Origin of the sequence: Kluyvera ascorbata ATCC 33433 (assembly GCF_000735365.1) — a bacterium.
In the GTDB taxonomy this organism is placed as follows: domain Bacteria; phylum Pseudomonadota; class Gammaproteobacteria; order Enterobacterales; family Enterobacteriaceae; genus Kluyvera; species Kluyvera ascorbata.
Genome location: NZ_JMPL01000077.1, coordinates 1 through 20,961, shown reverse-complemented (window position 1 = coordinate 20,961; position 20,961 = coordinate 1). Strand labels below are relative to the sequence as shown.

Below are 20,961 nucleotides of genomic sequence, written 5' to 3'. Positions count from 1 at the left end.
AAATTTCTGGCGTACTTCGTTCTTCTCCCGCCCGGAGATTAAAGACCTGCTGGCCTACCTGCGCGTGCTGAGCAACCCGGACGACGACAGCGCGTTTCTGCGTATTGTGAACACGCCGAAGCGTGAGATCGGGTCGGCGACGCTGCAAAAGCTGGGCGAGTGGGCGACGACACGCAACAAAAGCCTGTTTACCGCCAGCTTTGATATGGGGTTGAGCCAGACGCTGACCGGGCGCGGCTATGAATCTCTCACTCGCTTTACCCAGTGGCTGGGCGAAATCCAGCGTCTGGCGGAGCGCGAGCCGATTGCCGCCGTACGCGATCTGATTCACGGCATCGACTATGAGTCCTGGCTGTTTGAAACCTCGCCGAGCCCGAAAGCCGCCGAAATGCGTATGAAAAACGTCAATACGCTGTTTAGCTGGATGACGGAGATGCTGGAAGGTAGCGAGCTGGAAGAGCCGATGACGCTGACCCAGGTCGTGACTCGCTTTACCCTGCGCGACATGATGGAGCGCGGTGAAAGTGAAGAGGAACTGGATCAGGTTCAGCTGATGACGCTGCATGCCTCGAAAGGGCTGGAGTTCCCCTACGTCTTCCTCGTGGGCATGGAAGAAGGGCTGCTGCCGCACCAGAGCAGCATCGATGAGGATAACGTCGATGAGGAGCGTCGTCTGGCCTACGTGGGCATCACCCGCGCGCAGAAAGAGCTGATTTTCACTCTTTGCAAAGAACGCCGCCAGTATGGCGAGTTGGTACGCCCTGAACCGAGCCGCTTCCTGCTGGAGCTACCGCAGGACGATGTGGTGTGGGAGCAGGAGCGAAAAGTGATTACGCCCGAAGAGCGCATGCATAAAGGGCAGGCGAACGTCGCCAATATTCGTGAAATGCTGGCGAAAGCGAAAAAGAGTTAACCAGTAGCCCGGCCGAGCGAAGCGACGCCGGGAATATGCACAGCGCCTTTCCGAAGTCGGTGTTACAAGCTATCCGGTAGCCCGACGCCAGCAACCTGTAACGGCCAGTGGATATAGCTTTGCCACTGGCATTCTTGATCGACCATTTCACGCCCCAGCGGATGCTGTTCCAGCCAACTGTCCGGCAGCGTCAGGGTCAGATTTTCCCCGTCGACGGTCAGCGTAATCGCTGGCAGAAGATCGTCACGACGACGGCTGGCAAAGAGAATCGCCAGACGCAGCAGACGGCAGAGATGCTCCGCGACGCGCGGCGGCACGGCGTTCTGCTGGTGGAGCGTTGGCAGATTGACGGTGTTGGTCTGGTTCAGCAGCAGGGTGGCGAGCAGCTTTTTCTGCGCAGGCGTGAAGCCCGGCAGGTCGAGATTGCGCACCAGATAGGCTGCGTGCTGCGGAGCCTGTTTGAAATCGACGCTGAGGCCAATCTCATGTAATGCGCAGGCACTTAACAGCAGTTCGCTGCTTAATGGCTCCAGATCCCAGCTATCTTTCACCTGTTCGACAAAATTCGCCGCCAGTTGAGACACGCGATTTGCCTGCTCGATATCAACCATAAAGCGACGCTGAATATTACGCAGCGTGCGGCTGCGAATGTCCTCGTCGACCGCCAGATGCAGCATGCCGTAGACCAGCCCTTCACGCAGTGCGCCGCCGGCCAGGGTCATGCACTGGATATCCAGCTCGGTGAAAATGGCGATAAGAATGGCGAGCCCGCTTGGGAAGACCAGCGCGCGCTCTAGCGTCAGCCCTTCAATTTCCAGCTCTTCCAGACGGCCGCACTGAATGGCGCGCTGTTTTAGCTGCTGAAGCTTGGCGAGGGTAATACGTTCATCCATCCCCTGCGCCATCATGATTTCTTGCAACGCCTGCACCGTACCAGAGGCACCGACGCAGACTTTCCAGCCGTGGTGACGCAGTTCATCGGCAACGGGCTTAAGCACTTCACGTGCGGCACGTTCCGCTTCGTCGAAGTGTTCCTGGGCCAGGTTACGGTCGGTAAAGTAGCGCTCAAGCCAGGTCACACAGCCCATCGAGAGGCTAAACAGCGAAGTGGTTTGCGCACCGGTGCCGGTGACCAGTTCGGTACTGGCACCACCGATATCGACCACTAAACGACGATCGTCGCCGCCGGTGGTGTGCGCCACGCCCTGATAAATCAGGCGCGCTTCTTCTTCCCCGCGGATAACCTGCACCGGGCAACCAAGGATTTCCTGGGCTTTGGCGATGAACACATCGGCATTAACGGCAAGACGCAGCGTCGCGGTAGCCACGATACGAATTTGCGTTGGGGGAATATCCTGAAGACGTTCGGCAAACAGGCGCAGGCATTGCCAGCCTCGCTCCATTGCTTCCGTCGAAAGAGTGTTGTCGCGGTTAAGTCCGGCGGCCAGACGCACTTTGCGCTTAATGCGCGTCAGCGTCTGGATGCTGCCCGCCACCTCGCGAACAATCAGCATATGAAAACTATTGGAACCGAGATCGATAGCTGCGTATAGCGAGGTGGAAGTGAGCATAACTGATTTAACCTGAACGACGACGATTACGCGGAGCGCCCGAACGACGCGGACCGTTACCCTGACGAACGCGCGTCAGACGCAGCGGCTTCGGCAGCTCGGTTAAGAGCGCATCCGGGTTGTACTTACTCACCGGAATAGAGTGACCGGTGTAGGTCTCGATAGCCGGCAGGTTGAGCGCATACTCTTCGCAAGCCAGGCTGATTGAGTGACCGCTTGCGCCCGCGCGACCGGTACGACCGATGCGGTGTACGTAGTCTTCACAATCGTCCGGCAGGTCATAGTTAAAGACGTGTGTGACGGCAGGGATGTGCAAGCCGCGCGCCGCAACGTCGGTCGCGACCAGGATGTCGATATCACCGCGGGTGAAATCTTCCAGAATACGCAGACGTTTTTTCTGCGCCACGTCACCGGTCAGCAGGCCGACACGATGACCATCGGCAGCCAGATGGCCCCAGATGTCTTCACAGCGGTGCTTGGTGTTGGCGAAGATAATCGCGCGGTCCGGCCACTCTTCTTCCAGCAGCGTTTGCAACAAACGCATCTTTTCTTCGTTGGAAGGGTAGAAGAGCTCTTCTTTAATACGGTGGCCCGTTTTCTGCTCTGGCTCAACTTCCACGTATTCGGCGTTGTTCATTTGCTCGAACGCCAGTTCACGTACGCGGTAAGAAAGGGTAGCGGAGAACAGCATGTTCAGACGCTGGTTGGCCGCAGGCATACGGCGGAACAGCCAACGGATATCTTTAATAAAGCCCAGATCGTACATACGATCCGCTTCGTCCAGCACCACGACCTGGATCGCGCCCAGGTTGATATGGTTCTGTTTTGCATAGTCAATGAGACGGCCAGTGGTGCCGATCAGAATATCGACGCCGCTTTCCAGCACTTTCAGCTGTTTATCATAGCCGTCACCGCCGTAGGCCAGGCCCAGTTTCAGGCCGGTCGCCTGAGCCAGCGGCTCTGCGTCAGCGTGAATCTGTACTGCCAGCTCACGGGTTGGCGCCATAATTAAGGCGCGCGGTTGATTCACCTGGCGGTCAGCAATTGCCGGGTGAGAAAGAAGATAATGAAACGTCGACGTCAGGAACGCCATCGTTTTCCCGGTACCGGTTTGCGCCTGTCCCGCTACATCACGTCCAGCAAGCGTCAGCGGCAAAGCCAGCGCCTGAATGGGCGTGCAATTATAAAACCCTTTAGTTTCAAGGGCTTCAACCACTTTAGGGTGCAGGGCGAAGTCGGAAAACTTCTGTTCAGTTAAATGTGTTTTGCTCATAGTGTGGTAGAATATCAGCTTACTATTGCATTAAGAAAGCGTATCCGGTGAAATAACGTCAACCTTTGTTGGCGAAGTCAACATCAACACCTCGTTGGTTAATGCTACACCAACACACCAGGCTTATTCCTGTGGAGTTATATATGAGCGATAAAATTATTCACCTGACTGACGACAGTTTTGACACGGACGTACTTAAAGCTGACGGGCTGACACTCGTCGATTTCTGGGCAGAGTGGTGCGGTCCGTGCAAAATGATCGCCCCGATTCTGGATGAAATCGCCGAGGAGTATCAGGGTAAACTGACCGTTGCTAAACTGAACATCGATCAGAACCCAGGCACTGCACCGAAGTACGGTATCCGCGGTATCCCTACGCTGCTGCTGTTCAAAAACGGTGAAGTTGCAGCGACTAAAGTTGGCGCACTGTCTAAAGGCCAACTGAAAGAGTTCCTCGACGCTAATCTGGCGTAAGAGATTCAACGTAAGCGTTCAGGGTTCCTGTGTTCTTAATTTGAGCGGAACTCTGGACGCTTGCCATCAGTCGTGCTAAGTTAACTTTGACTTCGTTTTAAACATACCTTGTTTGAATCTGTTTGACCCAAACCTCCCGTTGTCGTTAACAGCGTCAGAGGTTGAAAAATTCCAGGCTCGTCACTCTTTTCCGTCTTGTCGTTTCAGTTCTGCGTACTCTCCTGTGACCAGGCAGCGAACAGACATGAGTTGATGGCCGTAAACAGGCACGGATGACCCTGCCATACCATTCACAAATTAAGTTCGAGATTTACCCCGAGTTTAAGAACCCACACCATTATGAATCTTACCGAATTAAAGAACACGCCGGTTTCTGAGCTGATCACTCTCGGCGAAAATATGGGTCTGGAAAACCAGGCACGTATGCGCAAGCAGGACATCATTTTCGCCATCCTGAAGCAGCACGCGAAGAGTGGCGAGGATATCTTTGGCGACGGTGTGCTGGAGATACTGCAGGATGGATTTGGTTTCCTCCGCTCCGCAGACAGCTCCTACCTCGCCGGCCCTGATGATATCTACGTTTCCCCTAGCCAAATCCGTCGTTTCAACCTCCGCACTGGTGACACCATTTCAGGTAAGATTCGTCCTCCGAAAGAGGGTGAGCGTTACTTTGCGCTGTTGAAAGTTAACGAGGTTAACTACGATAAGCCGGAAAACTCGCGCAACAAGATCCTGTTCGAGAACTTAACCCCGCTGCACGCAAACTCTCGTCTGCGTATGGAACGTGGTAACGGTTCTACCGAAGACTTAACCGCTCGCGTCCTGGATCTGGCATCGCCAATCGGTCGCGGTCAGCGTGGTCTGATTGTGGCGCCGCCGAAAGCCGGTAAAACCATGCTGCTGCAGAACATCGCGCAGAGCATCGCCTACAACCACCCAGACTGCGTATTGATGGTTCTGCTGATCGACGAACGTCCGGAAGAAGTGACCGAGATGCAGCGTCTGGTTAAAGGGGAAGTGGTTGCTTCTACCTTCGACGAACCCGCATCTCGCCACGTCCAGGTTGCCGAAATGGTTATCGAGAAAGCGAAACGTCTGGTTGAACACAAGAAAGACGTTATCATTCTGCTCGACTCCATCACTCGTCTGGCACGTGCGTACAACACCGTGGTTCCTGCTTCAGGTAAAGTCCTGACCGGTGGTGTGGACGCCAACGCCCTGCATCGTCCGAAGCGTTTCTTCGGTGCTGCGCGTAACGTGGAAGAGGGTGGTAGCCTGACTATCATCGCGACCGCGCTTATCGATACCGGCTCTAAAATGGATGAAGTTATCTATGAAGAGTTCAAAGGTACCGGCAACATGGAACTGCACCTCTCTCGTAAGATTGCGGAAAAACGCGTCTTCCCGGCTATCGACTACAACCGTTCCGGTACCCGTAAAGAAGAGCTGCTCACTACGCCTGAAGAGCTGCAGAAGATGTGGATCCTGCGCAAAATCATCCATCCAATGGGTGAAATTGACGCGATGGAATTCCTCATCAATAAGCTGGCAATGACCAAAACTAACGACGATTTCTTCGATATGATGAAACGCTCGTAAAATCGGGTTTTTGCCGACGAACGCCACACAATTGTGTGGCGTTTTTGTTTTTAGGAGTTTAGGCAATGGGGGTTAACATTTTTTTCACGGATAATTGTGGTTTACAGCTACAATGATAGTTAGTTTGCAAAATCGGTTATAAATCAGGCAAGTTTTCCCAATATTCATCAGGCTTCCTCTTCTGAAGCGCTGCTATCGTGGGTATACTTTCGCTATTAATATTCTCAGCGAGTATAAATTGTGAGTTTACTGACCGTCGGTACTGACTTGATCAGTATTTTCTTGTTCACCACCGTATTTCTCTTTTTTGCCCGTAAAGCGGCTAAAAAGATCGGTTTGGTGGATAAACCTAACTTTCGTAAACGTCACCAGGGGCTTATCCCGCTTGTGGGCGGTATCTCTGTGTATGCTGGGATCTGCCTGACCTTTGCGATTGCCGACTACTATATCCCGCACGCTTTCCTCTACCTTACTTGTGCCGGTGTACTGGTGCTGGTGGGTGCTCTGGACGACCGTTACGACATCAGCGTCAAAATCCGTGCCACCGTTCAGGCGGCGATAGGCATCGTCATGATGACGGCGGGTCATTTGTATCTGCAAAGTCTGGGCTATCTGTTCGGTTCGTGGGAGCTGGTGCTGGGGCCGTTTGGTTTCTTCCTGACCCTGTTTGCCGTCTGGGGGATGATTAACGCTTTCAATATGGTCGATGGCATCGATGGCCTGCTTGGCGGTCTGTCGTGCGTCAGCTTCGGCGCGATTGGCCTGATCCTGTGGTTTGATGGCCAGACCAGCCTCGCCATGTGGTGCTTCGCGATGATCGCCACTATCCTTCCTTACATCATGCTGAACCTGGGTGTCCTGGGGCGTCGCTATAAAGTCTTTATGGGTGATGCCGGCAGTACGTTGATTGGCTTCACGGTTATCTGGATTCTGCTTGAAACGACTCAGGGTAAGCACCACCCGATAAGCCCTGTGACGGCGCTGTGGATTGTCGCCATTCCGCTGATGGATATGGTCGCCATCATGTATCGCCGTTTACGCAAAGGGATGAGCCCGTTCTCTCCTGACCGTCAACATATTCATCATCTGATTATGCGTGCGGGCTTCACTTCTCGTCAGGCGCTGGTACTGATTACGCTCGCCGCCGCATTGCTTGCGGCGATTGGCGTCGCCGCTGAATACACCCGTGTTGTACCTGAATGGGTCATGCTGATACTGTTCCTGCTGGCGTTTGGCCTCTATGGTTACTGCATCAAACGGGCCTGGAAAGTGGCGCGTTTTATTAAACGCATGAAGCGCCGAATGCGCCGAAACAGTGAAAATAATCCAAAATTAACCAAGTAAAACTGGGGTAGTAATGACACAACCATTACCGGAAGCACCGTTGGCAAGTGCTGAGAATGAACTGGATATTCGTGGCCTGTTTCGCGCGTTGTGGTCGGGAAAACATTGGATTATCGGCTGCGCGGTGCTGTTTGCTGCCGTGGTGCTGATTTATACCTTTTTCGCCCGACAGGAGTGGAGCACCACGGCAATCACCGACCGTCCGACCGTGAATATGCTTGGCGGCTACTATTCGCAGCAGCAGTTCCTGCGCAACCTGGACGTGAAGGTTAACCCGACTACCGCCACGCCGCCTTCGGTTATGGATGAAGTCTACAAAGAGTTTGTCATGCAGCTGGCGTCCTGGGATACCCGCCGTGACTTCTGGCTGCAGACGGATTATTACAAGCAACGGATGGTGGGAAATTCTCGTGCCGATGCCGCACAGCTCGACGATCTGATTAACGACATTCAGTTTATTCCCGGCGATGCCCTGAAAAGCATCAGCGATAGCGTGAAGCTCACGGCGGAAACGGCACCGGATGCGAATAACCTGCTGCGTCAGTATGTTGCCTTCGCCAGCCAGCGCGCCGCAGGGCACCTGAATGATGAACTAAAAGGCGCCTGGGCTGCCCGCACTATTCAGGTAAAAGCGCAGGTGAAACGCCAGGAAGAGGTCGCTCAGGCGATTTTTAACCGCCGTATGCACAGCATTGAAGCCGCGCTGAAAATCGCGCAGCAGCACAACATCAACCGCAGCGTAACCGATATTCCGGCTGATGAATTGCCGGATTCCGAGCTCTCACTGCTTGGTCGCCCGATGCTGCAAGCGCGTCTGGAAAACCTGCAGGCGGTGGGGCCAACGTTTGACCTTGATTACGATCAGGGTAGGGCTATGCTAACGACCCTTAATGTCGGGCCAACGCTGGCGCCAAGTTTTCAGACATACCGGTATTTGCGTACGCCAGAGGAACCGGTAAAACGCACTAGCCCACGTCGTGTATTCCTGATGGTCATGTGGGGCATTGTCGGCGCATTGGTTGGTGCTGGGGTAGCACTGGCGCGTCGTCGCACGCAGTAAATACCCATCATTTGATGAAGGGCGATGGGCCTGTTTCATCTATAGAAGAGAATCGATGTGAAAGTACTGACTGTATTTGGCACGCGTCCGGAGGCGATCAAAATGGCGCCTCTGGTTCATGCGCTCGCAAAGGATCCTCACTTTGAGGCAAAAGTATGCGTTACCGCACAGCATAGGGAAATGCTTGATCAGGTGCTAAACCTCTTCTCCATCGTTCCGGATTATGACCTCAATATCATGAGTCCAGGGCAGGGGTTAACGGAAATAACCTGCCGGATTCTGCAGGGTTTAAAACCTGTTCTTGAATCTTTCAAACCCGATGTTGTATTGGTGCATGGCGATACGACTACGACGGCCGCCGCGAGCCTGGCGGCGTTCTATCAGCGTATTCCCGTCGGCCACGTGGAAGCGGGCCTGCGCACGGGCGATCTTTACTCGCCGTGGCCGGAAGAGGCCAACCGCACGCTGACCGGACATCTGGCGATGTATCACTTTGCGCCAACCGAAAACTCGCGCCAGAACCTGCTGCGGGAAAATCTCTCCGATAAACGCATTTTTGTCACTGGCAATACGGTCATTGATGCCCTCTTCTGGGTGCGCGATCGGGTGATGAACGATGAGGCGCTGAATACAGACCTCTCCCTACGTTTCCCTTTCCTGAATACCGGGAAGAAGATGATCCTGGTGACAGGGCATCGTCGGGAGAGCTTTGGGCAGGGCTTTGAAAAGATTTGCCACGCGTTGGCGGAAATCGCCGCGTCTAACCCAGATGTACAGATTGTCTATCCGGTGCATCTGAATCCGAATGTCAGTGAACCGGTCAACCGAATCCTGGGCCATGTTGATAACGTCATGCTGATTGAACCGCAGGAGTATTTGCCGTTCGTTTGGTTGATGAACCATGCCTGGCTTATCCTGACCGATTCCGGTGGCATTCAAGAGGAAGCGCCGTCGCTGGGTAAGCCGGTGCTGGTTATGCGCGAAACCACCGAACGCCCAGAGGCCATCGATGCCGGTACGGTGCGTTTAGTGGGGACGGATAGTCAGCGCATTGTGGATGAAGTCACGCGGCTACTGCGTGACGAAGAAGAATATCAAAGGATGAGCCGGGCCCATAACCCGTACGGGGATGGCCGGGCATGCGAACGTATCTTGTCAGCATTAAAAAATAATCAGGTAACGCTATGAGTTTTTCAACCCTCTCGGTGATCGGTCTGGGCTATATCGGCCTTCCAACTGCAGCAGCATTTGCTTCACGGCAAAAGCAGGTGGTGGGTGTAGACATTAATCAGCACGCGGTCGATACCATCAACCGCGGCGAGATTCATATCGTTGAGCCCGATCTCGACAGGGTGGTGAAAACGGCGGTGGCCGCCGGTTACTTACGCGCCACGACCACGCCGGAAGCCGCAGACGCCTATCTGATTGCCGTGCCAACGCCGTTTAAAGGCGATCACGAGCCGGATATGGTTTACGTTGAGGCCGCGGCGCGCTCGATTGCACCGGTACTGAAAAAAGGGTCGCTGGTGATCCTCGAATCCACCTCTCCGGTGGGCGCGACCGAGCTGATGGCCGGTTGGCTGGCCGAGATGCGCCCGGACCTGACCTTCCCGCAGCAGGCGGGTGAGCAAGCGGATATCAACATTGCCTACTGTCCGGAGCGCGTGCTGCCGGGGCAGGTGATGGTGGAACTGATTAAAAACGACCGCGTGATTGGCGGAATGACGCCGGTGTGCTCCGCGCGTGCTAGCGAGCTCTATAACATCTTCCTTGAGGGCGAGTGCGTGGTGACTAACGCCCGTACCGCCGAGATGTGCAAGTTGACGGAAAACAGCTTCCGCGATGTGAATATCGCTTTTGCTAACGAGCTGTCGCTTATCTGTGCCGATCAGGGAATTAACGTCTGGGAGCTGATTCGCCTCGCGAACCGCCACCCGCGCGTGAATATCCTTCAGCCAGGCCCTGGCGTCGGCGGGCACTGTATCGCCGTCGACCCGTGGTTTATCGTGGCGCAAAACCCGGAGCAGGCGCGTTTGATTCGCACCGCTCGTGAGGTGAACGACCATAAACCGTTCTGGGTTATCGACAACGTGAAGGCCAACGTTGCTGACTGCCTGGCAGCCAGCGATAAACGAGCCAGCGAGCTGAAAATTGCCTGCTTTGGTCTGGCATTTAAACCAAATATTGACGACCTGCGCGAAAGCCCGGCGATGGAAATTGCGCAGCTGATTGCCCAATGGCACAGCGGCGAAACCCTGGTAGTGGAACCAAACATTCATCAGCTGCCGAAAAAACTCGACGGCCTGTGCACGCTGGTGTCGCTTGAGACCGCGCTTGCCAGCGCTGATGTGATTGTGATGCTGGTGGATCACGCCCAATTTAAAGCTGTTAGCGGTGACGCGATTACCCAGCAGTACGTGGTTGATACCAAAGGAGTCTGGCGTTGAAACGAATTCTGGTAACCGGCGGCGCGGGGTTTATCGGCTCGGCGGTTGTGCGCCATATTATCAACCACACGTCGGACAGCGTGGTGGTGGTGGACAAACTGACCTACGCCGGCAATCTGGCATCGTTGGCTCCAGTGGCGCAGGACTCTCGCTTTGCCTTTGAACAGGTTGATATCTGCGATCGCGCCGCGCTGAACCGCGTATTTGAGCAGTACCGCCCGGATGTGGTGATGCATCTGGCGGCGGAAAGCCACGTTGACCGTTCTATCGACGGCCCGGCGGCGTTTATCGAAACCAATATCGTCGGTACCTACACGCTGCTCGAGGCCGCGCGTGCCTGGTGGTCTGCGCTGGATACCGACGGTAAAGCGGCATTTCGCTTCCATCATATTTCAACCGATGAAGTGTACGGCGACCTGCATTCAGTGGACGATTTCTTCACGGAAACGACCCCTTATGCGCCAAGCAGCCCTTACTCGGCCTCAAAGGCCAGCAGCGACCATCTGGTTCGTGCCTGGCTGCGTACCTACGGCCTGCCGACGCTCATTACCAACTGCTCAAACAACTACGGCCCGTATCATTTTCCGGAAAAGCTGATACCACTGACGATTCTCAACGCGCTGGCTGGAAAGCCGCTGCCGGTGTACGGCAATGGCCAGCAGATCCGCGATTGGCTCTATGTTGACGATCACGCCCGTGCGCTCTACCTCGTCGCCACCGAAGGCGCTATCGGGGAGACCTACAATATTGGCGGTCATAACGAGCGAAAAAATCTCGATGTGGTTGAGACTATCTGTGCCCTGCTCGAAGAGCTGGTGCCGGAAAAACCGCAGGACATAGCGCACTATCATGATCTGATTACGTTTGTTGCCGATCGCCCTGGTCACGATTTACGTTACGCCATCGATGCGGCGAAAATTGCCCGCGAACTGGGCTGGACCCCGGAAGAGACTTTTGAAAGCGGCATGCGTAAAACCGTGCAGTGGTACCTCGCCAACGAAAGCTGGTGGAAACAGGTACAGGACGGTAGCTATCAGGGTGAACGTCTGGGTCTGAAGGGTTAATCACCCCGGAGGAGGAACGCAATGAAAGGCATTATTCTTGCTGGCGGGTCGGGCACGCGCCTGCATCCGATCACCCGCGGCGTATCAAAACAGCTGCTACCGATTTACGACAAACCGATGATCTACTACCCGCTGTCGGTGCTGATGCTGGCGGGTATCCGTGAAGTTCTGATCATCACCACGCCGGAAGACAAGAGTTATTTCCAGCGTCTACTGGGTGACGGTAGCGAATTTGGTATTTCATTGCAGTATGCCGAACAGCCAAGTCCGGACGGCCTGGCGCAGGCGTTTATCATCGGTGAAACCTTCCTGAACGGCGAGCCGTCGTGCCTGGTGCTTGGCGACAATATCTTCTTTGGTCAGGGCTTTAGCCCGAAACTACGCCATGTAGCGGCGCGTACCGAAGGGGCGACGGTGTTTGGCTATCAGGTGATGGACCCTGAACGCTTTGGCGTGGTGGAGTTTGACGATAATTTCCACGCGCTCTCGCTGGAAGAAAAACCAAAGCAGCCAAAATCTAACTGGGCGGTCACCGGCCTCTACTTCTATGACAGTAAGGTGGTGGAGTACGCCAAGCGCGTGAAGCCTTCCGAGCGCGGCGAGCTGGAAATCACCTCAATCAACCAGATGTATCTGGACGACGGCAAGCTGACCGTTGAGCTGCTCGGCCGTGGTTTTGCCTGGCTTGATACCGGCACGCACGACAGCTTGATTGAAGCGAGCATGTTTGTGCAGACGGTCGAAAAACGTCAGGGCTTTAAAATTGCCTGCCTGGAAGAGATCGCCTGGCGCAACGGCTGGCTCGACGATGAAGGCGTAAAGCGCGCCGCCGCCGGGCTGTCGAAAACTGGTTACGGCCAGTATCTGCTGGAGCTGCTTCGTGCTCGTCCGCGCCAATATTGACTCCCTGACGTGGGAAAACCAATTCTTCGGCGTGAACAGTGCCATTGTTCGCGTGGCCGACGATGCGCCGCCGCTGACCGCTGAACGATTAGCGCAATGGTCTCGGGTGCAGGCGAAAATCGCCGCACATCAGGTGGATTACCTTGATGCGCTTCAGCATCTGGGGTTTCGGCTGGTTGAAGGTGAAGTTGATCTGGCGCTGCCGGTAACTACCGGTGGAACCACTCTGGCGCAGGTTGCCACTGACGATGATATTCCCGCGCTGCGCAGCCTTGCCGCCCAAGCTTTTGCCCAAAGCCGTTTCCGTGCGCCGTGGTATGCGCCAGAGGCGAGCGGCCGTTTCTATGCGCAGTGGATTGAAAACGCGGTGAAAGGCACCTTTGATAACCAGTGTCTGGTATTTCGCGATGAACGCGGAGCTATCCGCGCCTTCGTTTCCCTACGAGAATTAAACGCCTGTGATGCGAGAATCGGCCTGCTGGCTGGTCGCGGTGCAGGTGCTGAACTGATGCAGGCGGCGGTATGCTGGGCGCATACCCGCGGCCTTTCGACGCTACGGGTGGCGACGCAAGCCGGCAATACCGCAGCACTTCAACGCTATATTCATAGCGGCGCTAACGTGGTTAGCACCGCGTACTGGCTATACAGGTGACTCCATGATTCCATTTAACGCCCCACCGGTAGTGGGTACTGAACTCGATTACATGCAATCCGCGATGGGCAGCGGGAAACTGTGCGGTGACGGCGGCTTTACCCGTCGCTGCCAGCAGTGGATGGAGCAGCGCTTCGGCAGCGCCAAGGTGCTCCTGACCCCGTCGTGTACCGCGTCACTGGAAATGGCGGCGATCCTGCTGGATATCCAGCCGGGTGATGAAGTGATTATGCCGAGTTACACCTTTGTCTCCACCGCCAACGCCTTTGTGCTGCGCGGCGCGAAAATTGTGTTTGTCGACGTGCATAAAGAGACCATGAATATCGATGAGACGCTGATTGAAGCGGCCATCACCGATAAAACCCGCGCTATCGTGCCGGTGCACTACGCGGGCGTAGCCTGCGAGATGGACACCATCATGGCGCTGGCGAAAAAATACAATCTGTTCGTCGTGGAAGATGCCGCGCAGGGCGTGATGTCGACCTACAAAGGTCGTGCGCTGGGCTCTATTGGCCATATCGGCTGCTTTAGCTTCCACGAAACCAAGAACTACACCGCCGGTGGTGAAGGCGGCGCGACGCTGATTAACGATCGCGCGCTGGTAGAACGCGCGGAAATTATCCGCGAGAAAGGCACTAACCGCAGTCAGTTCTTCCGTGGCCTGGTGGATAAATACACCTGGCGCGATATCGGCTCCAGCTACCTGATGTCTGACCTGCAGGCCGCTTATCTCTGGGCACAGCTGGAGGCCGCTGAGCGTATCAATAAACAGCGTTTGTCCCTATGGCAAACCTACTATGACGCGCTGCTGCCGCTGGCAAATGCCGGGCGCATCGACCTGCCGGTTATCCCGGAAAACTGCAGCCATAACGCGCACATGTTCTACATCAAACTGCGCGATGTAGAAGACCGCAGCGCGCTGATTAGCTGGCTGAAAGAGGCTGAAATCCTCGCCGTGTTCCACTACATTCCGCTGCACTCCTGCCCGGCTGGAGAGAAGTTTGGCGAGTTCCACGGTGAAGATCGTTTCACCACGCAAGAAAGTGAGCGTTTACTTCGGTTGCCGCTGTTCTACAACCTGTCGCCGGTCGACCAGCGTACGGTTATTAATACTCTGCTGAGCTATTTCGCCTGATATGTCACTGGCAAAAGCTTCGGTGTGGACCGCCGCGTCCACGCTAGTCAAAATTGGCGTGGGGCTGCTGGTGGTCAAGCTGCTGGCGGTATCGTTTGGTCCGTCAGGCGTCGGACAGGCAGGTAACTTCCGCCAGTTGGTGACCGTGCTCGGTGTGCTTGCTGGAGCGGGTATTTTTAACGGGGTGACGAAACTTGTCGCCCAGCATCACGATGACCCGGTGCGGCTGCGCCAGGTGGTGGGCACCTCATCGGCGATGGTGCTTGGCTTCTCCACGCTGTTGGCGGTGATCTTTTTGCTCGCGGCAGCGCCGATAAGTCAGGGGCTGTTTGGTCATACTCATTATCAAGGCCTGGTACGGCTGGTCGCGCTGGTGCAGTTAGGTATTGCCTGGGCGAACCTATTGCTGGCGCTGATGAAAGGCTTCCGCGATGCGGCGGGTAACGCGCTGTCGTTGATTGCCGGGAGTCTGATTGGCGTGGTGGCCTATTACGCCTGCTATCGTTTTGGTGGCTATCAGGGCGCGCTGCTGGGGCTGGCGCTGGTGCCGGCGCTGATAGTGATTCCTGCGGCGGTGATGCTCACCAAACGCGGCGTCATTCCCTGGGGCTATCTCAAGCCACAGTGGGACCGTTTGCTGGCCGGTCAACTGGGTAAATTTACCCTGATGGCGGTGATTACTTCCGTCACGATGCCGGTAGCCTACGTGATGATGCGAAACCTGATGGCGGAGCACTACAGCTGGGACGAAGTCGGGATTTGGCAGGGTGTGAGCAGTATCTCCGATGCTTACCTACAATTTATTACCGCCTCGTTCAGCGTCTATCTGTTACCGACGCTATCGCGGTTGACCGCAAAGCAGGATATTGGCCGTGAAATTGGCCGCTCGCTGAAGTTTGTGGTGCCTGCGGTGGCGGCGGCAAGCTTGACCGTCTGGCTGCTGCGCGATTTTGCTATCTGGCTGCTGTTTTCATCGAAGTTCGTCGCGATGCGTGACCTGTTTGCATGGCAGCTGGTCGGCGACGTGTTGAAAGTAGGCGCTTACGTTTATGGCTATTTAGTGATAGCCAAAGCCTCGCTGCGTTTTTATATCCTGGCCGAACTGAGCCAGTTTACGCTGCTGACGGCGTTCTCCCACTGGCTTATCCCGGCGCACGGCGCACTGGGCGCAGCACAGGCCTATATGGCGACCTATATTGTCTATTTCACGCTGTGTAGCGGCGTATTTTTAATTTGGCGTAAACGGCAATGACCGAACTGATACATATTCTGGGATCGGATATCCCTCACCACAACCAGACGGTGCTACGGTTTTTTGCCGATGAGCTGGCCGCAGAGCCCGCGCACGCCCGTCAGTTTATGGTGGTGAGCGGTGACGAAAGCCTGGCGAAGGCGTTTCCTTCGCTGGCGATCGACCGTTTTAACGATAAATCCGCGCTGGCAAAGGCGGTGGTGGCAAAAGCGAAGGCCAATCGGCAGCAGCGCTTTTTCTTCCACGGTCAGTTTAATACCGGCATCTGGCTGGCGCTGCTCAGCGGTGGCTTGAAGCCCTCGCAGGTGAGCTGGCATATCTGGGGGGCGGATCTGTATGAAGTCTCCCGTGGCCTGAAGTTCCGTCTCTTCTACCCGCTGCGTCGCATGGCGCAGGGACGAGTAGGGCGCGTTTTTGCTACGCGTGGCGATCTCAGCTATTTTGCTACCCGACACCCGCAGGTGCCCGGTGAGCTGCTTTATTTCCCAACGCGCATGGACCCTTCGCTAAACGCACTGGCGGACGTCGCGCCGCGTGACGGCAAGCTGACGATTCTGGTGGGCAATTCCGGCGATCGCAGCAACGAGCACGTTGCGGCACTGAAAGCGGTACATCAGCAGTTTGGCGATACGGTAAATGTGATAGTCCCGATGGGCTACCCGGCCAATAACGAGCTATATATTGCAGAAGTAAGCGACGCCGCAAAGGCGCTGTTCAGCAACGAAAATGTGCAGATTTTACGCGAAAAACTAGAGTTTGACGCCTATCTTGCGCTGTTGCGTCGCTGCGATTTGGGCTATTTTATTTTTGCGCGCCAGCAAGGTATCGGCACGCTCTGTTTGCTGATTCAGGCGGGGATCCCCTGCGTGCTCAACCGTCAGAACCCGTTCTGGCAGGATATGGCCGAGCAGCATATTCCAGTGCTATTCACCGACGATGCGCTGACCGTGCCGGTGGTACGTGAAGCGCAGCGCCAGCTGGCGCTGGTGGACAAAAGCGCCATCGCCTTTTTCAAACCTAACTATCTGGCGCCGTGGCATCGAGCGCTGCAACTGGCGGCGGGGGAAGCGGTATGAGCGAAATGCAGTTTACCGGGCTGTTCGCCGTCTGGCTGTTGTCGACGCTGTTTATCGGCACCTTAACCTGGTTTGAGTTCCGCCGCGTCCGTTTTAACTTCAACGTCTTCTTCTCGTTGCTGTTTCTACTGACCTTCTTCTTCGGCTTCCCGCTGACCTGTACGCTGGTGTTCCGTTTCGGCGTCGGCGTGTCGCCGCCGGACGTGCTGCTGCAAACGTTGCTGATTTCGGTCTGCTTCTATGCGGTCTACTACGTGACCTACAAAACGCGTCTGCGGCCTGCACAGACCAGCGCTGCGCGTCGGCCGCTGTTCACCATGAACCGGGTTGAAACGAACATCACCTGGGTTTTGCTGATGGTGATTGCGCTGTTTACGGTCGGCACGTTCTTCATGCATAACGGCTTCCTGCTGTTTAAGCTGCACTCCTATAGCCAGATTTTCTCCAGTGAAGTCTCGGGCGTGGCGCTTAAGCGATTCTTCTACTTCTTTATTCCGGCAATGCTGGTGGTCTATTTCCTCAATCCGACCTGGAAACGGTGGATCGGTTTTCTGATTGCGACCACGGCCTTTGGCCTGCTGACCTACGCGATTGTCGGCGGTACCCGCGCCAACATTATCATCGCCTTCGCCATCTTCCTGTTCATCGGCATTATTCGCGGCTGGATTTCGCTGTGGATGCTGGTGGCCGCCGGGGTGATGGGGATTATCGGCATGTTCTGGCTGGCGCTAAAGCGCTACGGCATGAACGTCAGCGGCGACGAAGCGTTTTATACCTTCCTCTACCTGACGCGCGATACCTTCTCGCCGTGGGAAAACCTGGCGCTGCTGTTGCAGAACTACGACAAAATTGACTTCCAGGGGCTCGCGCCCATGGTGCGTGACTTCTACGTCTTTATTCCAGGCTGGCTGTGGCCGTCACGGCCGAGCATCGTGCTGAACACCGCTAACTACTTTACCTGGGAAGTGCTGAACAACCACTCCGGGCTGGCTATCTCTCCAACGCTCATTGGTTCGCTGGTGGTGATGGGCGGTATGTGGTTTGTGCCGCTGGGCGCGGTGGCGGTGGGGCTGATTATTAAATGGTTCGACTGGCTGTATATGTTGGGCAATCGGGAAACCAACCGCTATAAATCGGCGATTCTGCACAGTTTCTGCTTTGGCGCGATCTTCAATATGATCGTGCTGGCGCGTGAAGGGCTGGACTCTTTCGGCTCTCGCGTCGTCTTTTTCATGGTTATCTTTGGGGTCTGTTTGCTGGTGGCAAAACTACTGTACTGGCTGTTTGAAAGCGCGGGGCTGATTCATCAGCGGCTAAAACGTCCCCCGCACGTTGGAGAAGGACAAAATGGCTGACTCATTAACCGCGCCGACCTACACCCTGCGCGGGCTGAAGCTTATCGGCTGGCGCAACATGCAGCATGCGCTGGACTACCTGTACGCGGACGGCAATCTAAAGCAGGGCACGCTGGTGGCGATTAACGCCGAAAAAATGCTGACGCTGGAAGATAATGGCGAGGTGCGGGAGCTGATTAACGCGGCGGAGTTTAAATACGCCGACGGTATTTCCGTGGTGCGCTCTGTTCGCAAGAAATATCCCGAAGCTAACGTCTCACGCGTCGCGGGAGCGGATCTCTGGGAAGCGCTGATGGCCCGCGCGGGAGCCGAAGGTACGCCGGTGTTTCTCGTCGGTGGCAAGCCTGAAGTGATGGCGGAGACCGTGGAGAAGCTGCGCAAGCAGTGGAACGTGAATCTGGTCGGCACCCAGGATGGCTACTTTACGCCGGACCAACGACAGGCGCTGTTTGAACGTATTCACGCTAGCGGGGCGAAAATCGTCACCGTGGCGATGGGCTCGCCAAAACAGGAAATCCTGATGCGCGACTGCCGGCAGGTGCACCCCGACGCGCTCTATATGGGCGTGGGTGGCACTTATGATGTCTTTACCGGCCATGTGAAGCGTGCGCCGAAGGTGTGGCAGAACCTCGGACTCGAATGGCTTTATCGCCTGCTGTCCCAGCCAAGCCGGATTAAACGCCAGCTTCGCCTGCTGCGCTATTTACGTTGGCACTACACCAATAATCTCTGAATTTCCTGCGTATTACCGGTGATGCATCACACATAATCTGCGTGATGCATTCACAACTCCGATACTTTATTCCTCATTTATATTTGCCATTTAAGCCAAATTGTTAAACCATTCGCCTGCCCTGACGATATCTACGTATTTTCTACGGCGGTATCCGTATCCGACAGACATCTATTTTTTTATAAAAAATAAAACCGGCATCGACCGGACATATGCAAACACAGAGGATCTATGGCAGAGAATAAACCGGAGCTCCAGCGCGGTCTGGAAGCCCGTCATATCGAATTAATTGCCCTTGGGGGCACCATCGGCGTGGGCCTATTTATGGGAGCGGCAAGCACCCTGAAGTGGGCCGGGCCGTCGGTGCTGCTGGCCTATATTCTGGCTGGGGTATTCGTCTTCTTCATTATGCGCTCGATGGGCGAGATGCTGTTTATCGAACCGGTGACCGGTTCATTCGCCGTTTACGCACACCGTTATATGAGCCCGTTTTTCGGCTATCTCACCGCCTGGTCATACTGGTTTATGTGGATGGCGGTGGGTATTTCGGAAATCACCGCGATAGGCGTTTACGTCCAGTTCTGGTTCCCGGATATGGTGCAGTGGATACCGGCGCTGATTGCCGTGGGGCTCGTTGCGCTGGCAAACCTGGCGGCGGTTCGCCTGTACGGTGAAATTGAATTCTGGTTTGCGATGATTAAAGTCACGACCATTATCGTGATGATAGTCATTGGCCTCGGCGTGATTTTCTTCGGCTTTGGCAACGGCGGGACGTCCATCGGATTTAGCAATTTGACCGAGCACGGCGGTTTCTTTGCGGGTGGCTGGAAAGGCTTCCTGACGGCGCTGTGTATTGTGGTGGCGTCCTATCAGGGCGTGGAGCTTATCGGCATGACCGCCGGTGAAGCGAAAAACCCGCAGGTAACGCTGCGCAGCGCGGTAGGCAAAGTGCTGTGGCGTATCCTGATTTTCTACGTGGGCGCGATTTTCGTTATCGTGACCATCTTCCCGTGGAATGAAATTGGCACCAACGGTAGCCCGTTTGTGTTGACCTTCGCGAAAATCGGTATCACCGCGGCAGCAGGGATCATCAACTTTGTGGTACTGACTGCGGCGCTCTCCGGCTGTAACAGCGGGATGTACAGTTGTGGCCGTATGCTCTACGCGCTGGCGAAAAACCGTCAGTTGCCGTCAGCGATGGCGAAAGTAACCAAAAGCGGCGTTCCAGCTGCGGGTGTGAGCGTATCCATTGTTATCCTGTTGATTGGCTCCTGCCTGAACTACATCATTCCTAACCCGCAGCGTGTGTTTGTCTATGTGTATAGCGCGAGCGTACTGCCGGGCATGGTGCCGTGGTTTGTGATTCTGATTAGCCAGCTGCGTTTCCGTCGCGCGCACAAAGAAGCGATTGCCAGCCATCCGTTCCGCTCAATTATGTTCCCGTGGGCCAACTATCTGACCATGGCGTTCCTGGTTTGCGTGCTAATCGGTATGGGGTTCAACGATGACACCCGGATGTCGCTGTTTGTCGGTGCGCTTTTCCTGGCTCTTGTGACGCTGGTTTATAAGGTTTTTGGCATGAGCCAGGGCGCGGAAGTGCAAGATTTGCGGAAATAAGAGACAAAATGCGCAAAGCATGAGCAAACGATAATTTTCTTTAAAAAGGCACTAGACAGCGGGGGAGGAAGTCCGTATTATCCGACCCCGCAACGGCGCTAAGCGCCCGTAGCTCAGCTGGATAGAGCGCTGCCCTCCGGAGGCAGAGGTCTCAGGTTCGAATCCTGTCGGGCGCACCATTTACCCGGTGCTGGAGCTGCGGTGGTTCTAAAAGACCGCGTAAGAGATTTACAGTGGTGGCTATAGCTCAGTTGGTAGAGCCCTGGATTGTGATTCCAGTTGTCGTGGGTTCGAATCCCATTAGCCACCCCATTATTTGATAGAGTTGTGAAATTGCGAAGGTGGCGGAATTGGTAGACGCGCTAGCTTCAGGTGTTAGTGTCCTTAGGATGTGGGGGTTCGAGTCCCCCCCTCGCACCACGACTTTATAATGAATTGAATTAATAATTCAAAAAGCAGTACATCGGCGAGTAGCGCAGCTTGGTAGCGCAACT

General features: G+C 55.3%; 18 protein-coding genes, 3 tRNA genes and 1 pseudogene. 20 read left to right on the top strand and 2 right to left on the bottom strand.

Annotated elements, in window-relative coordinates:
- Positions 1 to 913, top strand: a 913-nt coding sequence (locus GKAS_RS16375; RefSeq protein ID WP_035895783.1) for a 3'-5' exonuclease, incomplete at its 5' end; no start/stop codon positions are given.
- Between the two features lie 62 nt (positions 914 to 975).
- On the opposite strand, the gene gppA is transcribed toward GKAS_RS16375, so the two are convergent.
- Both gppA and rhlB read right to left on the bottom strand, forming a co-directional pair.
- Positions 976 to 2,484 carry a guanosine-5'-triphosphate,3'-diphosphate diphosphatase gene (gene gppA / locus GKAS_RS16370; protein ID WP_035895782.1) on the bottom strand — a complete coding sequence of 503 codons (1,509 nt, stop codon included), beginning with the start codon at positions 2,482 to 2,484 and terminating at the stop codon, positions 976 to 978.
- A 7-nt stretch (positions 2,485 to 2,491) separates the two neighbouring features.
- A complete protein-coding gene (gene rhlB, locus GKAS_RS16365; protein ID WP_035895780.1) occupies positions 2,492 to 3,757 on the bottom strand; it encodes an ATP-dependent RNA helicase RhlB in 1,266 nt (421 codons plus the stop codon).
- A 143-nt stretch (positions 3,758 to 3,900) separates the two neighbouring features.
- On the opposite strand from rhlB, the gene trxA reads away from it, so the two are divergent.
- From trxA to GKAS_RS16275, 19 genes and pseudogenes are all read left to right on the top strand, one after another.
- Complete coding sequence (trxA, locus tag GKAS_RS16360) at positions 3,901 to 4,230, top strand: thioredoxin TrxA (RefSeq protein WP_002883224.1); 330 nt, start codon at positions 3,901 to 3,903, stop codon at positions 4,228 to 4,230.
- 190 nt (positions 4,231 to 4,420) lie between these two features.
- Positions 4,421 to 4,483 (top strand): annotated as a pseudogene (locus GKAS_RS25350) (rho operon leader peptide); the annotation flags it as partial.
- A gap of 86 nt (positions 4,484 to 4,569) precedes the next feature.
- A complete protein-coding gene (gene rho, locus GKAS_RS16355; protein WP_035895778.1) occupies positions 4,570 to 5,829 on the top strand; it encodes a transcription termination factor Rho in 1,260 nt (419 codons plus the stop codon).
- A gap of 240 nt (positions 5,830 to 6,069) precedes the next feature.
- Entirely contained in the window at positions 6,070 to 7,173 is a 1,104-nt protein-coding gene (wecA, locus tag GKAS_RS16350) for a UDP-N-acetylglucosamine--undecaprenyl-phosphate N-acetylglucosaminephosphotransferase (RefSeq protein WP_035895777.1), read from the top strand.
- Positions 7,174 to 7,186: 13 nt separating this feature from the next.
- Entirely contained in the window at positions 7,187 to 8,233 is a 1,047-nt protein-coding gene (gene wzzE, locus GKAS_RS16345; protein ID WP_035895776.1) for an ECA polysaccharide chain length modulation protein, read from the top strand.
- 57 nt (positions 8,234 to 8,290) lie between these two features.
- Complete coding sequence (wecB, locus tag GKAS_RS16340; protein ID WP_035895774.1) at positions 8,291 to 9,421, top strand: non-hydrolyzing UDP-N-acetylglucosamine 2-epimerase; 1,131 nt, start codon at positions 8,291 to 8,293, stop codon at positions 9,419 to 9,421.
- Complete coding sequence (wecC, locus tag GKAS_RS16335) at positions 9,418 to 10,680, top strand: UDP-N-acetyl-D-mannosamine dehydrogenase (RefSeq protein ID WP_035895773.1); 1,263 nt, start codon at positions 9,418 to 9,420, stop codon at positions 10,678 to 10,680. Before wecB ends, wecC begins: the two co-directional genes overlap by 4 nt.
- A complete protein-coding gene (gene rffG / locus GKAS_RS16330) occupies positions 10,677 to 11,744 on the top strand; it encodes a dTDP-glucose 4,6-dehydratase (protein ID WP_035895772.1) in 1,068 nt (355 codons plus the stop codon). The genes wecC and rffG overlap by 4 nt, the downstream gene beginning before the upstream one ends.
- Positions 11,745 to 11,765: 21 nt before the next feature.
- Entirely contained in the window at positions 11,766 to 12,647 is an 882-nt protein-coding gene (rfbA, locus tag GKAS_RS16325; RefSeq protein ID WP_035895770.1) for a glucose-1-phosphate thymidylyltransferase RfbA, read from the top strand.
- Complete coding sequence (gene rffC, locus GKAS_RS16320; RefSeq protein WP_035895768.1) at positions 12,625 to 13,299, top strand: dTDP-4-amino-4,6-dideoxy-D-galactose acyltransferase; 675 nt, start codon at positions 12,625 to 12,627, stop codon at positions 13,297 to 13,299. The genes rfbA and rffC overlap by 23 nt, the downstream gene beginning before the upstream one ends.
- Before the next feature lie 4 nt (positions 13,300 to 13,303).
- The gene (rffA, locus tag GKAS_RS16315) at positions 13,304 to 14,434 is read left to right on the top strand and encodes a dTDP-4-amino-4,6-dideoxygalactose transaminase (protein WP_035895767.1); all 1,131 of its coding nucleotides are present in this window, start codon (positions 13,304 to 13,306) and stop codon (positions 14,432 to 14,434) included.
- Position 14,435: 1 nt separating this feature from the next.
- Positions 14,436 to 15,686 (top strand): lipid III flippase WzxE, encoded by a 1,251-nt coding sequence (gene wzxE / locus GKAS_RS16310; RefSeq protein WP_035895766.1) that lies wholly within the window; start codon positions 14,436 to 14,438, stop codon positions 15,684 to 15,686.
- On the top strand, positions 15,683 to 16,762 hold the full coding sequence (locus GKAS_RS16305) for a TDP-N-acetylfucosamine:lipid II N-acetylfucosaminyltransferase (RefSeq protein ID WP_035895764.1): 1,080 nt from the start codon (positions 15,683 to 15,685) through the stop codon (positions 16,760 to 16,762). The genes wzxE and GKAS_RS16305 overlap by 4 nt, the downstream gene beginning before the upstream one ends.
- Positions 16,759 to 18,117 carry an ECA oligosaccharide polymerase gene (gene wzyE, locus GKAS_RS16300; RefSeq protein WP_035895763.1) on the top strand — a complete coding sequence of 453 codons (1,359 nt, stop codon included), beginning with the start codon at positions 16,759 to 16,761 and terminating at the stop codon, positions 18,115 to 18,117. The genes GKAS_RS16305 and wzyE overlap by 4 nt, the downstream gene beginning before the upstream one ends.
- A complete protein-coding gene (gene wecG, locus GKAS_RS16295; RefSeq protein WP_035895761.1) occupies positions 18,110 to 18,850 on the top strand; it encodes a lipopolysaccharide N-acetylmannosaminouronosyltransferase in 741 nt (246 codons plus the stop codon). The genes wzyE and wecG overlap by 8 nt, the downstream gene beginning before the upstream one ends.
- A gap of 231 nt (positions 18,851 to 19,081) precedes the next feature.
- On the top strand, positions 19,082 to 20,467 hold the full coding sequence (gene thrP / locus GKAS_RS16290) for a bifunctional threonine/serine APC transporter ThrP (RefSeq protein ID WP_035895760.1): 1,386 nt from the start codon (positions 19,082 to 19,084) through the stop codon (positions 20,465 to 20,467).
- A 102-nt stretch (positions 20,468 to 20,569) separates the two neighbouring features.
- Positions 20,570 to 20,646 (top strand) — tRNA-Arg (locus GKAS_RS16285).
- A 57-nt stretch (positions 20,647 to 20,703) separates the two neighbouring features.
- Positions 20,704 to 20,779 (top strand) — tRNA-His (locus GKAS_RS16280).
- A 23-nt stretch (positions 20,780 to 20,802) separates the two neighbouring features.
- Positions 20,803 to 20,887, top strand: a tRNA-Leu gene (locus GKAS_RS16275).
- Positions 20,888 to 20,961 lie beyond the last annotated feature (74 nt).

Coding starts and splice junctions, on each gene's coding strand:
- gppA (WP_035895782.1), bottom strand. CDS start 2,484: ATGCTCACTTCCACCTCGCTATACGCAGCTATCGATCTCGGTTCCAAT.
- rhlB (WP_035895780.1), bottom strand. CDS start 3,757: ATGAGCAAAACACATTTAACTGAACAGAAGTTTTCCGACTTCGCCCTG.
- trxA (WP_002883224.1), top strand. CDS start 3,901: ATGAGCGATAAAATTATTCACCTGACTGACGACAGTTTTGACACGGAC.
- rho (WP_035895778.1), top strand. CDS start 4,570: ATGAATCTTACCGAATTAAAGAACACGCCGGTTTCTGAGCTGATCACT.
- wzzE (WP_035895776.1), top strand. CDS start 7,187: ATGACACAACCATTACCGGAAGCACCGTTGGCAAGTGCTGAGAATGAA.
- wecC (WP_035895773.1), top strand. CDS start 9,418: ATGAGTTTTTCAACCCTCTCGGTGATCGGTCTGGGCTATATCGGCCTT.
- rfbA (WP_035895770.1), top strand. CDS start 11,766: ATGAAAGGCATTATTCTTGCTGGCGGGTCGGGCACGCGCCTGCATCCG.
- rffA (WP_035895767.1), top strand. CDS start 13,304: ATGATTCCATTTAACGCCCCACCGGTAGTGGGTACTGAACTCGATTAC.
- wzxE (WP_035895766.1), top strand. CDS start 14,436: ATGTCACTGGCAAAAGCTTCGGTGTGGACCGCCGCGTCCACGCTAGTC.
- GKAS_RS16305 (WP_035895764.1), top strand. CDS start 15,683: ATGACCGAACTGATACATATTCTGGGATCGGATATCCCTCACCACAAC.
- wzyE (WP_035895763.1), top strand. CDS start 16,759: ATGAGCGAAATGCAGTTTACCGGGCTGTTCGCCGTCTGGCTGTTGTCG.
- wecG (WP_035895761.1), top strand. CDS start 18,110: ATGGCTGACTCATTAACCGCGCCGACCTACACCCTGCGCGGGCTGAAG.
- thrP (WP_035895760.1), top strand. CDS start 19,082: ATGGCAGAGAATAAACCGGAGCTCCAGCGCGGTCTGGAAGCCCGTCAT.